Source organism: Synechococcus lacustris str. Tous, from assembly GCF_003011125.1.
GTDB lineage: Bacteria > Cyanobacteriota > Cyanobacteriia > PCC-6307 > Cyanobiaceae > Synechococcus_D > Synechococcus_D lacustris.
In genome coordinates this window covers 1-13,932 of record NZ_PXVC01000055.1, presented here as the reverse complement: position 1 = coordinate 13,932, position 13,932 = coordinate 1, and the positions used below count along the sequence as shown (strand labels likewise).

Annotated in this window: 14 protein-coding genes and 1 pseudogene; 7 read left to right on the top strand and 8 right to left on the bottom strand. The window is 53.8% G+C overall.

From position 1 onward, the window contains the following. The first annotated feature begins 81 nt into the window (after window positions 1-81). Genes C7K08_RS10170 through C7K08_RS10145 form a run of 6 tightly spaced genes read left to right on the top strand, consistent with a single transcriptional unit; the run spans window position 82 to window position 3,167 of the window. Window positions 82-474, top strand: a complete 393-nt coding sequence (locus tag C7K08_RS10170; protein WP_106500517.1) for a HesB/IscA family protein — start codon at window positions 82-84, stop codon at window positions 472-474. 15 nt (window positions 475-489) lie between these two features. Next, a complete protein-coding gene (gene mntA / locus C7K08_RS10165; protein ID WP_161955882.1) occupies window positions 490-858 on the top strand; it encodes a type VII toxin-antitoxin system MntA family adenylyltransferase antitoxin in 369 nt (122 codons plus the stop codon). Beyond that, window positions 855-1,301, top strand: a complete 447-nt coding sequence (hepT, locus tag C7K08_RS10160; protein WP_161955881.1) for a type VII toxin-antitoxin system HepT family RNase toxin — start codon at window positions 855-857, stop codon at window positions 1,299-1,301. The genes mntA and hepT overlap by 4 nt, the downstream gene beginning before the upstream one ends. An 18-nt stretch (window positions 1,302-1,319) precedes the next feature. Beyond that, window positions 1,320-1,742, top strand: a complete 423-nt coding sequence (locus C7K08_RS10155) for a tetratricopeptide repeat protein (RefSeq protein ID WP_106500514.1) — start codon at window positions 1,320-1,322, stop codon at window positions 1,740-1,742. A 1-nt stretch (window position 1,743) separates the two neighbouring features. After that, entirely contained in the window at window positions 1,744-2,904 is a 1,161-nt protein-coding gene (locus C7K08_RS10150) for a lipid-A-disaccharide synthase-related protein (RefSeq protein WP_106500513.1), read from the top strand. Continuing rightward, window positions 2,901-3,167 carry a hypothetical protein gene (locus C7K08_RS10145; protein ID WP_106500512.1) on the top strand — a complete coding sequence of 89 codons (267 nt, stop codon included), beginning with the start codon at window positions 2,901-2,903 and terminating at the stop codon, window positions 3,165-3,167. Before C7K08_RS10150 ends, C7K08_RS10145 begins: the two co-directional genes overlap by 4 nt. Here the strand turns inward: C7K08_RS10145 and C7K08_RS10140 are convergent. After that, on the bottom strand, window positions 3,103-4,020 hold the full coding sequence (locus C7K08_RS10140) for a TIGR01777 family oxidoreductase (protein WP_106500511.1): 918 nt from the start codon (window positions 4,018-4,020) through the stop codon (window positions 3,103-3,105). The two genes, C7K08_RS10145 and C7K08_RS10140, sit on opposite strands and share 65 nt — an antisense overlap. Before the next feature lie 63 nt (window positions 4,021-4,083). Between C7K08_RS10140 and C7K08_RS10135 the strand changes: the two genes are divergently transcribed. Continuing rightward, complete coding sequence (locus C7K08_RS10135) at window positions 4,084-4,320, top strand: NAD(P)H-quinone oxidoreductase subunit O (RefSeq protein WP_390623278.1); 237 nt, start codon at window positions 4,084-4,086, stop codon at window positions 4,318-4,320. On the opposite strand, the gene C7K08_RS10130 is transcribed toward C7K08_RS10135, so the two are convergent. The 7 genes and pseudogenes from C7K08_RS10130 to C7K08_RS10105 all read right to left on the bottom strand — a co-directional run. Then, entirely contained in the window at window positions 4,305-4,937 is a 633-nt protein-coding gene (locus C7K08_RS10130) for a J domain-containing protein (protein WP_106500510.1), read from the bottom strand. The genes C7K08_RS10135 and C7K08_RS10130 overlap by 16 nt on opposite strands. Next, window positions 4,934-5,875: a cysteine synthase A gene (gene cysK, locus C7K08_RS10125; protein ID WP_106500518.1), complete on the bottom strand. Its 942-nt coding sequence runs from the start codon at window positions 5,873-5,875 to the stop codon at window positions 4,934-4,936. The genes C7K08_RS10130 and cysK overlap by 4 nt, the downstream gene beginning before the upstream one ends. Then, entirely contained in the window at window positions 5,859-7,556 is a 1,698-nt protein-coding gene (locus C7K08_RS10120) for a glycosyltransferase family 9 protein (protein WP_106500509.1), read from the bottom strand. Before C7K08_RS10120 ends, cysK begins: the two co-directional genes overlap by 17 nt. Before the next feature lie 36 nt (window positions 7,557-7,592). Further along, window positions 7,593-9,704, bottom strand: a complete 2,112-nt coding sequence (locus tag C7K08_RS10115; protein ID WP_206603836.1) for an iron uptake porin — start codon at window positions 9,702-9,704, stop codon at window positions 7,593-7,595. Between the two features lie 209 nt (window positions 9,705-9,913). Next, the gene (locus C7K08_RS16440) at window positions 9,914-11,929 is read right to left on the bottom strand and encodes an iron uptake porin (protein WP_341272156.1); all 2,016 of its coding nucleotides are present in this window, start codon (window positions 11,927-11,929) and stop codon (window positions 9,914-9,916) included. Between the two features lie 108 nt (window positions 11,930-12,037). Continuing rightward, window positions 12,038-12,523, bottom strand: a pseudogene (locus C7K08_RS16435) (iron uptake porin); the annotation flags it as partial. Window positions 12,524-12,735: 212 nt separating this feature from the next. Continuing rightward, on the bottom strand, window positions 12,736-13,932 hold a 1,197-nt coding region (locus C7K08_RS10105; RefSeq protein ID WP_161955878.1), incomplete at its 5' end, for an iron uptake porin.

Below are 13,932 nucleotides of genomic sequence, written 5' to 3'. Positions count from 1 at the left end.
GTTGCCTAACTCTATGGAGCAAAGCTGCCCCCTGTTGGTGGCTTTGCCTAGAGTTAGTAGCGACATAACCAACAAATCCGCATGGCCACTGAGCTAGCCAGCCCCCAAACCCACACAGGTGTTGATGGCAAGGGCATTTTGATCACCGCAGCAGCCATGAAGCAGCTGGCTGCCTTGATGCAACAACAGGGGGGCGACCAGGTTTTGCGGGTGGGGGTGCGCTCAGGCGGCTGCAGTGGCATGAGCTACACCATGGATTTCATCTCTGCCGCCGAAAAGCAAGCCGATGACGAAAGCTATCTCTATGAACCAGCCGGTGCACCTGCCTTCACAGTGATCTGCGATCCCAAAAGCCTGCTCTACATCTATGGGATGCAACTGGATTTTTCCTCAGCTTTGATCGGTGGTGGTTTTAATTTCAGCAACCCCAATGCCACCCAAACCTGCGGCTGCGGCAGTTCATTTGCCGTTTAATTCATGGATATCCCAATGGATATACCCGCAGACGTTGACTTGGTTGTTTTATTTGGCTCACGGGCCAGGGGTGACCACAGCAACAACAGCGACTGGGATTTAGCCATTCGGTTTAACAATTACCCCCAAGGACCGATGCGGCTGCTGGAGCTAGATCAAGTGCTTGCTGAAACCATTTCTTGCTCAAGTGATGCGATTGATCTAATTGATTTAGATCAATCTTCTTAYCTACTGCAAAGGATGGTGGCAGAAGATGGCAAGCTTTTATTTGAAAGGCAGCCCGGTTTATTTATGAACTTCTGTTCGCGGGCGATCAGGCAATGGGCAGATTGGGAGCGCCGCCAAACAAAACTTTCGCAAGAAAGGCTCACCCCAGCAGCATGAGCCCCCTGAAAAAAGTTGTTCTTGAACGCAAATACGAACATTTGCTTGAGTTGCTTGATTTATTGAGCGCTGAAGCAAACACCTCCCTAGAKGRATTTTTAATTGATCGGCGCCAACAACTGCTGGTGGAACGTTTGCTTCATCTAAGTGTTGAAGCAGCAAGTGATCTGCTTCAACATCTATTAGTTCAGAGCTTTCAAAGCAAACCGCAAACCTATGCCGACACTTTTTTGCTGGCTGGCCAGAAAGGCTTGATTTCCATATCCCTTGCCCAACGGCTGGTGCCTGCGGCTGGTTTACGCAATCGACTCGTTCACGACTACGAAGCCATTGATCCCAGCCGCATCCATGCGGCCATGGCTATTGCCGGGCGAGATTTAGGTGAGCTAAGCGAAGAACTAGCACCCCTAGTGCGGCAGTTCATTTGCCGTTTAGAACAGTGAACAATTGCCGGGCGATCCATGAACGCARCTAACGGGGCTTCCACCTTTGAGCAGGCGCTCAGCAGCTACCAAAACGGTGCGCCTCTGCCGCAAGTGATCGCAAGCTTTAAAGAGATCACCCAGCAGGCCCCCCGCCAAGCAGCCGGCTGGACCTGCCTTGCCTGGCTGCAACTGCTAAATGCGGAAGTGGAAGATGCGCTTCATTCAGCTAAAACCGCTGTAAAAATCAATCCACAAGATCCCCAAGCCCGCATCAACCTCAGCCTTGCAATGCTGGAAAACGGCGCCAAAGGGGTGCGGGAACACATTGAATTAGTGAARCGGGTGATGGCCTTTTCGCCTGAATTGAGCCGCGAACTGGAGGCTTCCATCGCCGATGGCTTACAGCGCAAACCAGGCTGGCCTGCCTTAGAAAAAGTAAAAGCCTGGCTGGCTGCTTGAGATGCGCCTGCTGCTGGTAAGCAATGGCCATGGGGAAGATCTCAGCGGCGCCCTCCTGGCCCAGGCCCTGCAACAGCAGGGTGCAGAGGTGGCAGCTTTGCCCTTGGTGGGTGATGGCACCCCCTACCTAACGGCAAGAATTCCGGTGCTGGGCAGCACCCGCAGCTACAGCACCGGCGGCTTGGGTTACACCAGCGCCGCCGGCAGGTGGGCAGAAATTTTGCAGGGGCAGGTGTTTTATTTGCTTAAACGCAGCCKGCGGCTATGGCAGGAAGCGCAGCGGGCCGATGGCCTGGTGGTGGTGGGTGATGTGATCCCGGTGCTGCTTTGTTGGCTTTTGGGTAAACCAGTTGCCACCTATTTAGTTGCCTATTCCAGCCACTACGAAGGCAGGTTGCGGCTGCCTTGGCCCTGTGGTGCCTGCTTAGCAAGCAAACGCTTTAAGGCAGTGTTCAGCCGTGATGAACTCACTGCTATTGACCTCAGCCAGCAATTGGGCAGAAGTGTGCAATTCCTCGGYAATCCATTTATGGAAAAGGTGYTKGCTAATGCCRATGCATCAAACAACAAGCAGCAGCTGGCCCTATTGCCGGGCAGTCGTTTGCCGGAGGCGCTCAATAACTTGGAATTGATGTTGAAGTTGCTGGAGCTATTGCCAAGCAGGGCTGGCAACTGGTGCTTCCAGGCGGCCCTTGTGGCAGAACTTGATGCCACAGCCGTGGYGCAATTGGCTRMRGGCCGGGGCTGGAGTTGCAATGGCAAGGTTTTGCAATGGCAAGGGCTAGCACTCGAACTCTGTTGGGGCAAATTCAATCAAGTGCTTGCTGAATGCAGCGTTGCCCTATCGATGGCTGGCACCGCCACGGAACAGGCGGTGGGATTAGGAAAACCGGTGTTGCAATTAGCAGGCCATGGMCCCCAATTCACGGCAGGCTTTGCCGAAGCCCAACGCCGTTTGCTGGGCCCGGCTGTGTTTTGYGCCCCCGGAGCGGTGGGCGCAAGCCATACCCTYGAGCAATCGCTTGATTTATTGCTTGMTCTAATCGAAAAACCAAATGCAGCCCAACAAAGCATTTGGCGGGAGGAGGGCAAAAAGCGCTTGGGCAGCGCGGGGGGCACTGCCTCCATGGCCGCCGCCATCTTGAGGGCCCTGGGCGAATGAACAAACCAAATCCRCTGAAATTGTGGCTTGATCGCCTGCTGGTGGCGAATGTGTTTTTGGTAATCCTTGCTGCCATGTGGTTTCTCGGGGCAGTGGCCCTAGAAACCCGCCAGGTGCATGGCCCGTTAAGCCTGTTCCAAAGGCTATGGGAACCGCTGTTTACGCCAGCGATTGGCTTGCTAATGGCAGCGGCATTAATTAGCGCTGGCTGGGGCTGGTGGCAGCGGCGAGGGCCGCTGCTAAATCGGGATAGCAAAAATTAAAACCCTGTTGCTGCAAACGTTCAGGCAACACTTTTTGGCCTTCAAGCACCACGGCAGCACCATCACCCAAGAGCAATTGCAACAGGGGCCCTGGCACTGGCAAAAGGCTGGGGCGGCCTAGGGCCCGGCCTAGGGCCTGGCAAAACATTGCCATCGTTGCAGGGTTGGGGGCAGTGGCGTTGTAGGTGCCGCTGTAGCTGCCATTGCTAAGGGCMTCAGCAATTATTGAGCAGTAATCACTGCGCTGAATCCAGCTCATCCATTGGCGGCCAGAGCCGATGGGGCCGCCAAAACCAGCCCGGAAGATCGGCAACATTTTGCCTAGGGCCCCACCATCGGCCGCTAGCACGATGCCAGTGCGTAAAACCACCAAACGACAGCTGCTGGGGATGGCCGCCGCTRCTGCTTCCCATTCGCTGCAGAGTTGGCCTAGGAAATCAGCGGCGGCGGGGCTTGCTTCGTTGAACACAGCACTGGGGCTGTTGCCATAGAAACCAACGGCCGAACCACTGAGCAGCACCTGGGGCGGCGTTGGGCTAGCTGAAATCGCCGCTGCRAGCATTTTGGTGGTGTTTATGCGGCTGCTGCGCAGCAGCGCGCATTGGCTTGGGGTCCAGCGTTGTTCGGCAATCGGCTCCCCCGCCAGGTTCACCACCCCCTCCGCCTGGTTTAGGGCCTGAGCTAGAGCTGATCCGGGCTGCCAACTTTCAGCAAGGGCTGGATTACAGCGAATSAAATCAGCAGCTGGATTCCCCCTGCGGCTTACGAGGGTGAGTTGATGGCCAGCTGCAGCTAGGAGCGGCACCAATTCACGGCCTATAAAACCGGTGCAACCAAGCAACAACAACTTCATCACGGTTTAAGTAACTGCTGCGGAAGCTAACGCCAACCACAGCCGATTAGCCTTGGCTAAGCAATGCCACAAACCATGGCTGATAGCTTCAAGAAAGGCGCCTTGGTGCGGGTAAACCGCAAGGCCTATGTGGGCAGCCTGGAAGCTGCCGCCAGCGCACCGGAACCACCCGCMTAYCTGCTGGARGGGCCTGGTGAGGTGCTGCTTGTGAATGAAACCCATGCCCAGTTGCGCTTTCGCAAGCCGGTGCCTGATGTGTGGCTGCGGCTGGATCAATTGGAGCCCTATGCCGGCACTTGAGCCTGCAGGTGGCGGCGCCTTTGGGCAGCCTCCCGCAACATCTCACGGCCATCCCGYAAACAATCATCCACATAACCGGCGCAGTAGCGCTCCAGCTCAGCAACGGCATCCTGCACACCACTGAGGCAGTGGTAGAGGCTGAGGCCAAACGCCMTAGCTACCGCTGGGCAGGCATGGGAGCGAAATAGATATTCCACCTGCTCGAGATGGCCGCGGCTGCGCTCGAGGTAGGCAGAAAAATCAGCCATCAACTGATCGTCGTAGGGGTCGGCGGCGAGGGCCGTGAGTTCCGCATTGAAAGGTTCTAAAACCTGGGCTAACAATTGATCAATGGGGCCATACACCTGCTGCAACCACTGCTCTAGGGCCACATCACTGCTTTTAGGGATGGATCGCGCAGGAATGGGTTGCGATGCGTTGTAAYTACGCCTACTTTCCTGATTGCGCAGCAATTGCCAGGCGGCATTGATGGCAATGATCTGGGCCGCATCTTGGTTRGGGCCCCCCTTGGCATCGGGATGGTGTTGCTTTACCAAAGCCCTGTAGGCGGCTTTTATTTCAGCTGTTGTGGCCCCGCGGGATACGCCTAATACCCGATAGGGATCCACYGCAGTCATGGCATGGCATCGCTAAACATCGGTGTGCTGAGGTAGCGCTCACCAAAACTTGCTAACACCACCACTATTAATTTGCCAGCCCATTGGGGCCGTTGGCCCAGCCTTAATGCAGCCGCCATGGTGGCGCCACTGCTCACACCACTAAGTAAGCCCTCTTCCCGCGCCAGGCGCCTACCCATGGCCATGGCATCGGCATCACTCACCTGCATTACCTCATCGATCAAATCAGCTTGGTAGTTGTCTGGCACAAAACCAGCGCCAATGCCTTGGATGCGATGGGGACCTGGGGCGCCACCACTGAGTACGGGGCTGCCACTGGGTTCCACTGCAATCGCTTGGAAACTTGATTTGCGCTGCTTCAACAGCTGGGCGCAGCCGGTGATGGTGCCACCGGTGCCAACACCGGCCACGAGGGCATCAATKCGGCCATCGGTATCAGTCCAGAGCTCTTCCGCAGTGCTGCGGGCATGGATAGCTGGATTAGCTGGATTAGCAAACTGCTGCAATAAATAGGCATTGGGCAGCTGCTCCGCCAGGCTGCGGGCCCGTTGAATTGCCCCTTTCATGCCCTCCGCCCCTGGGGTGAGCTCCAATTCAGCTCCATAGGCCCGCAGCATGGCCCGCCGCTCCTGGCTCATGGTGTCTGGCATCGTGAGGATTAAGCGATAACCACGGGCGGCCGCCACCATGGCAAGGGCAATGCCGGTGTTGCCGCTGGTGGGCTCCACCAAAACGGTGTGGCTTGGGTTAATAAGGCCATTGGCTTCTGCATCGAGCACCATGGCAAGGCCGATGCGATCCTTCACCGATGCGGTGGGATTAAAACTTTCTAGTTTTGCTACCACCTCAGCAAGGCAACCTTCCGCCTGGGGCAAACGGTTGAGACGCACCAGGGGGGTGCGACCCACAAGTGCTGTGATGTCAGGAGCAATTGCCATCGAAGGAGCTTGGRATAGGGCCATTCTGCTGGGCCAACCGCTGGGCAACTGTTTCGATCAAGCCAGCCCAGTTACCCCGCTGCTGCAAACGGAATAAACGCACACTTTGATACCAAGCCATATGCGGGCCKGATAGGCCATAACGCCATTCAGCCCGATAGGGCAATAAMCCCCAGGTGGGTACGCCGAGACCTGCGGCGATATGCAGGGCGGTTTGCTGCACGGTGATCACCAGATCAAGGGCAGCGGTGAGGCCTGCGGTGGCGAGCAGATCACTGCCGGTGCCAGCAAAGTGATGCACTTTGATGCCATGGTTTTGCTCAATGGCAGCCAATTCAGCTGGGTTGTGGCTGTATTGGAGGTTCAGCCAATGGCAACCGGGTTGCTGCAGGATCGGCAATAACTGCTCCAGGGCCARGGAGCGTTGCATGCGATTRGCAAGGGTGCCGCCCCCCTGCCAGGCGATGCCAATTTTGAGRCCAGGGCCTAARTCAGCCAGGCGTTGGCGCCAGGGTTCMACTAACTCTGGCGGGAGGTTTAGGTGGGGTTTACGGCCAGCGAAACTGCTTTGATCTGGSCGATAAAGCAAACCCAAACTGCCGATGCTGCAGGCCACATCCAAGCTGGGTAGCAAGCTATCTGGATAACTGGCGGCAACGGGCAGGTGGGGGAAGCAAGCCCCCATGAGGGGCACTAGCCGTGGCGGCAAGAGCAACTGCAAGGAACCWGCAGAGCCATTGAGATCAGCCTCAAGATCCGGAAGCATCGAGGCAAACATCAAGGTATCGCCGATGCCCTGCTCGCCATAGAGCAAAACAGCACTAGCTTTAATCGCCATCTGGCTCTGTAAACGCTCTAAACCAAGCAATGGCAAGCCCGGCGGGATGATTTGGGCGCGATCAAGGCTGTAGTAGCGCTGTTCATAGAGCTGCCACCCCTGGCGCCAGGCGCCTGCKGCCAATAGGGCRCGGCCAAAAGTCCAGGCCCAATTGGGGCAGGCCGCCAACTGGGGCAAATGGGGCTCCAGAAGGCTTTCCACCTGGGCTGGCAACAGCTGAAATATCAGGCTGTGCAATGCCTGCAGTTGCTCATCAGGGGGCAAAGMACCCGGCATTAGGCAKCTGCGCAGGCTGCTTTCGGCCGCTTGATAATCACCCTGCAGCAATTGGCACCTGCCCTGCCAGAGCAGGGAGCTGGGSGCTGGCAGCTGCGCCATCAAGCTGGAATCATGCAGATCCCAAGCCAGATTCCTTAGGGCATGCAACACCGCRGGATGCTGGGGCCATTCGCTAWGCAAATGTTGGGCCCAATTGATAACAGCATKTAGATCAAGGTTTGCCTGCAGCAATTGCAACCATTCCAAAGCAATCGTTTGATCAGCTAAGAAAGCTTGTAACCGCTGGCGCAGGGCTGGGCTACAGCTGCCTTCATTACGGCGACGTTCGCAGGCGAGGGCTAATTGCAGCAATTCAACGCTGTCGCCATGGTCGAKCAGCACCCGATCAAKGCAGGCTTGGGCTTGATCAAGCCGATCTAAATGGAGATTACAAAGGGCTAGGGCAAGGCCAAAATCAGCGCTGGGGGGCTGGGGTTGCCGCTGAAATTGAGCAAGCAAATGCTGTTCGGCGCTTGCAGCCTGTTGCTGGGCGCATTGCTGCTTTGCAAAAGCCAAAAATTCCATTTTGATCAGAATTTATTCATCAATAGCTGGGAACCATTAAAAATTGAACTGGGTTTTAAGCACAGCACCCCAACTACTACCAGCGCCAAGGCCATCGGAATTWGCAGTGGCTGATATATAAAAAATGCCTGGGGTGAAGCTRATGTTATCGCTTAATTGAAATTGATACCAAGTTTCAAGGGCGATGGGCATYGMAGCATCACTATTCCAACYGGATCGGTTGGTTTGCAGTGCGGGAACTCCACCAACACCAATGCCGGCGCTGTTGCCTTTAATGAATAGATTATTGAAATTTAAAGCGAGCATCCAGCTATTTAGCTGCGCCAAATCACCAGCTGATGTCATTTTAAYGCCTAAAACACTGTTATTAAATCGAGCTTTTACGGCCCCGTGGCCATAGGCAGCCGTAACACTGAAATCAKYACCGATTTGATKGGCAATGGTAACGCCAAGCTGATTTGCTTCGTTGAGGCTGGCATACATAAAAGGCGTGAGGGCAAGCTGAGTTCCCACTGCACCCATGGAATTGTGTCCGCGTTCATAGGCGTAGTTAGCAGTAAATAACCATCTGCTGTTGCTGCTCTGCCAGGCCAGCTGTAGGGGRATCCTCAGGCGGGTGTTAGCTGAAAACCAACCTTGCGCCATAATGTTATTTGCATCTGGCGACACTGCATCTGCCTCATTGGTGAGATARCCAATGCCRAATCTAAGATTTTTCAAGGATAAAAAATCCAATTGGAATGGCCCGTAATTAAAACCAGCGCCACTACCTGTATAGGAAGGCAGCACACCAGCGGCGCTACTAAAGAATTCAAGCAGGGCAGATGGGCTATAAAAACTACCGCGGCTTGGCAGGAAGCCATCTTGGCCTAAACGAACYCCTAGGGAAAGATTAAWAGAGTTATTAAGCGGAAAAGCATAAAAAAGCCGATCTAGAAATACAAAGGGAGTGGCGCCATTGGGCCAMTCAATGGTGGTGCCATCGTAGGCAAGGCCTGCGGCTGGATTTGCTGTGCGGGCAGCAAAGCTATAGATGTTGTTTGAACGCACCCTTATTTGTAATTTATCAACCCCAGAAAAACTAGTATCAAAACTCAAAGAAGCATCATGGGAAAAAGTGAAGGCRTTATTATCTGCCACGTAATTTTTATTTGTATTATAAGCAGCAAGATTACGTATAAATTTAGTTGCTGCATTTTGCACATAACCAACCCTGCGCTGATCTTCCGCCAAGGATCCATATTCAGCAATCAAATAATTAAGTAAGTTGTTGTAGATGGTGGGATTTGTAACCAAGCCACCAGGGGTAACAACTAAACCAAGRCCAGCACCACTGAAATTATCAACCGTATTACCCGCAGCATTAACGGCTTGATAATTGCGTTCAGCGCTRGCTGCAATTGAGATCGGATCATATACACCGATCGGCTTAACAACTAAATTAGCGGTGTTGTTGTAGTAAGCRTAATTTTTAACGCGACGCGCCTCATTTGCAAGGGCCACCAGTGCATTTAAATCCTTTGGATCAAGCAATATTTTGCTGCTATTGAAATCACTACTGCTGGTGCCACTGGTGGTGGCGAATAATGCATTGGTGCGGCCGTAGCGATCGAGCAGTGGAATTTGATTGSCTTGTAGTGGCAGGTAGATATTTGTAGCGGGCATCAAATATTCCAAGCTGAATGAAGWGCTTGCCAATTGAACAGTTTGCTTAAAGCCAGAATCTGTAAATAGGCTGATGCGGGTGAGTTGCGCTTGGGTTRGCGGGCGGTTTGTGCTGGGATTAATTAATAGATTTTGGCCAGAACCAACACCTTGCATCACGTTGCTAGAGGCCGGTTCAGCAAAAGCGTTGGTGSTGCTGCTGGAAGTGGTGTTKATRTWATTTGGTAKRTAACCAGTCCAGGTGGTGCTGAATGCCAATTCACGGCTGAGTTTCGCTGGCGYAGATGCRCGATAAAAAATAAAWGCTTCCCCTTGGCTTAGGGGAGAWTCGATCATATTAATAGATCTAGGTTGCACAGAAGCAATTGAACCATCGTAGGCGCGATGGCCATAGAGATCAGCAAGATTAGTAAGGGCGGAGGCTTGGCCAAAATTGGCATAACCATTATTGCGATATGCATTACCAAGAACAAAACGCACCACCCCAGAYAGTTTGGAAGTAGTTGAAAAATCAGTTAACTCAGRYTCCTGTTCCTGTTCAGCATAAACAGAAACAGGAGCTGMRCTAATAAAYAAAAAKATCGCYARGAGRTATTGSAAYTTCATGAAAAATTGGCAGAAAAAAGCCCCTCCAAAGGAGGGGCTGGGAGTGTGTGAAAAGTGAATTTGATTTAACAGTGAACTAAACCAGATCAGAAGTTGAACTGGGTTTTGATCACGCCGCCCCACACATCGCCGCCACCGATGCCATCGGAGTTGGTGGTGCTGGAGATGTAGAAMAYACCAGGTGTAACGCTGATATTGTCTGTTACCTGGAACTGGTACCAGGTTTCAATGGCGGTAGGCATGCCACCGTCTTTGTTCCAGCCGGAGCTGTTGCTCACGAGTGAAGGAACACCACCGATAGCAAAACCGGCGCTGTTGCCTTTGAGGAACACGTTCTTGAAGTTGAGGGCAASCATCCAGCTGTTCATTACAGCGGAATCGCCAGCATCAGCCATCTTCACACCCAACACGCTGTTGTCGTAGCGGGCGTTAACRGAGGCGTGGCCGTAGGCGCCGGTGATGCTGAAGTCTTTAGACCACTGGTAAGCCAGGGTGAAACCAAACTGGTTGGATTCGTTGAGGCTGGCATACATGAAGGGGGTGAGTGCTAACTGAGTACCCACTTGACCCATGGAGTTGTTACCGCGCTCAAAGGCGTAGTTAGCAGAAGCCAACCACTTCTTATCCTTGCTCTGCCATGCAAGTTGAACAGGCAGACGGAAGCGGGTATCAGCACCAAACCAACCTTGGGTCATGGTGTTGGAGGAATCAGGTGCCACGGCATCGGATTCGTTAGCCAGGTAGGCAATACCGAAGCTCACGCCTTGCATACCGAAGCCTTTACCGCCCAATTTGCCCAAGGACAAACCTACGCCGGTACCGGTATAGGAGGGGAATACACCAGCTGAGCTGTTGAAGAATTCAAGCAGCGCATCTTTGGTGTAGTAGGTACCACGGGTGGGTAATGAGGCCTCTTGAGGTAAGCGGGTACCAACAGTTGCTACTGCGTAATCGCCAACTGGGAAGCGGTAGAACAGCTTGTCGATGAAGATGCCAGTTCTTGAGTTGTTGGGCCACTCAACAGTTGCACCGTCGTAGGCAAGGGCAGCAGCTGGATCAGCAGCACGGCCTGCAAATGCGTAGGTGTTGTTGGCGCGGATGCGGAACTGGAACTGATCTTTACCAGTGAAGCTGGTATCGAAGTTCAGGTAAGCATCATGGGAGAACGTGAAGGCGTTCTTATCAGCAACGTAGTTTTTGTTGGTGGTGTAAGCAGCCAAGTTGCGAACGAACTTAGTGGCTGCATTTTGCACATAACCAACCTTGCGCTGATCTTCACCCAATGAACCGTATTCAGCCAACAGGTAGTTGATTACGTTGTTGTAGGTGTTGSTGTTTTGAACGTAACCACCGGGGGTTACGGTTAGGCCAGCGCCACCGATTGTTGTAGCTGCACCAGCGGCAGTTACAGCTGTGTAAGTACGGCTAGAAGCATCGTTGATGTTGATGAAGTCGTACTGGTTAGCAAGCTTGGTAACTGCACCAGCCTTGCCGTTGTATGTGTAAGTTTTTACACGACGGGATTCGTTAGCCAAGGCMACCAAAGACTGCATGTCTTTGCGATCAAGCAGGATCTTGGCGTCTGMRTAGTTGCTGCTRGTGGAGTTACTGGTTTGAACACGCAACGGAGTGGTGTTGCCGTAACGATCTTCAAGCAGAAGCTCATTGCCGGTTAAAGGCAGAGCGGTGCTTGCGTTAGGGAGCAAGTACTCGAGAACCCTGTTCTTGGTTGTGGGCGCAACACCGGTAGGGGTGGTGGGCACTGCAACTGAGCTGTTGTAGCCATCTTTGGTGTAGATGGAAGCGCGGATGCGRTTAGGTGCATAGGGRGTRCCAACAGTGCCRCCGTTGAGGGGGTTAGCAATGGTGGTGCCRGGGATGCTGGGGTTAACCAACAGTGAGTTCAGAGCTTTGTCTGATCCTGAGATGGTGCCGCCGGGCTCAGGTGTGAAACCKGTCCAGGTGGTGCTGAAGGCCAGCTGACGGGCCTGGGGAGCGAAGGTTTGAGCGGGCTGATAGGTGGTGCCGGTTGTGGCAGCGCCGTTACCRCCAGCGCGGTAGTAGTAGTARGCCTCACCCTGGCTGAGGGGGTCGGCGATCATGTTGGTGGAACGATCYTGGAAACCACCGGTGGARCCGTCGTAARCGCGCTGGCCGTAGAGCTTGGCGGCGCCCATGAGACCCTTGGCTTGGCCGAAGTTTGCGTAGCCATCGCCACGGTAAACATCGCCCATYACRAAACGCACCTGACCCTTGAGTTTGGTGGTGGTGGAGAATTGRGTKGCTTGCAGTTCGCCAACTTTGGCTTCTAGGCCGTCTACACGGGCCTTGGTGATGGCGAGTTCTTTTTCGAACTCCTTCATCAGGCGACGCAGTTCGTCGGTAATTTCGGTAACGCGATCAAGGCAAGCATTRAGCAGAGCAGCAGCTTCCCAACGGGTCATCGCCTGGCCACCTTTGAAGGTGCCATTGGGGTAGCCAGCTACACAGCCGTAGCGCTCGATCAGGTTGCTCAGTGCCTGGTAAGCCCAGTCGGTGGGCTTTACATCAGAAAACTGGGTGATGCTGGTGACCTGCTCGCTGGAAGCGGCGTACTTGTTAACGCCGTCCATGTTGAGCTCAGCRGCCATGGCGCCCATGGGGGCAACCAAACCGAGAGCGGCAGGTGCCAGCAGGAGTTGCTGGAATAATTTCATGGAGTCCTCACACCAAATAAAGAGGATGGGTATCGGCTCAAAATGAACAACAAAAGCTGTTCACAACAAACCAACTTGCACAAATTACCTGGTTTTTTGTTTGTGGGGAGCATTTTCAWGCCTTCGGTAGGCACCCCCTGAGGCGTCCACTGSYAGCYAAACCGAGGGGGCCAAGGGCCCCCAACGGTTGTTTAGCTGTAACTAAGCAACGATCAGAACAGGAAAGTAGTTTTCAGCACACCGCCATAGGCGCTGTTGCTGCCGCTACCAGCTGGGTTCGTAACCGTAAAGAAGGCAGGTGTAACGCTGATGTTGTCGGTAACTTGGAATTTGTACCAAATCTCCCAAGCAAAGGTGCTTTCATCCGTACCTAAGAAACCATCGTTTCCAGTTACRAATGTTGGCTGACCAACRGCYGTACCAAAGGTGTTGCCTTTGATCAAAGCATCAGCCCACTGCAAACCCACATACCAAGATTGGCTTTGGGCATTTGCGCCCTTTTGGTTTGCTTCCACRCCCCAGATTTGGGCTGCCTTCTTAGCGCTATAGGAGTTGGTACCCCAACCAGCACTAACAGATGGCACCCAGCTCACATTGCTTGGTTTCCACCAGCCACTAATCGCAAGCGCATTCACATCAAATTGGGTGAGGCCGGCAAATGGGTTGGTGGCCTTTGGTGTGCCAACWGGGATATAMCCCAAGCCACTGGTGCCGTCGTAGCCACCGCCGCTTTGAGAGTAGGCATAGGCAGCAGTTAGGTTCCAATTTGGCGCGGTGTAAGCCAGCTGCACYGTGCCGGTGCCGCCTGAATATTGATTCGCAATACCGCCAGGATYAAGGCCCGCTGRACCYGCGCCAGGGGTTACACCAAGGGCAGGATTCGCGCCGGAGTAGCTCGATTTTCCATTAACTGCTACGTAGCTAGCGCTGAGGCTGAAACCATCCTGGTTCCACCAAATACCTCCACCAGCTCCGAGGGCAGATGTATATGTTCCTGGTGCACCGGCGTAGGTAAAGAAGTCGAGAATCGTGTCRGCTGGATATTGGCTAGGCCACACCGCCAACATGTCGTCTTGACGCACCCTTGGACCCGCCGTAACGGTGAAATTTGAGCCGATCGGGAACTGGTAGAAGATCCGATCCRCACTCCAAATGGTGCCAGCTGATGATTGGTCGAATGCCACCTCAGCGCCGAGGGCAGGGTAGGGATAACCACTCCAAATGCTGTCGGAGAAGTTACCGGCCCGCAGGCGAGTGCGCAGTAAATCCTTACCCGTAAAGCTAGTATTTAAATCAAGTCTTACGTCGTAGTTGAAACTAACGGCCTCACCGAGCGGCACATTACCTTCCAGCAATCCCTTGAGGAACTTACGCGCTGCTGCTTTTACCGTGGGGTTCTGTTGCTGCAG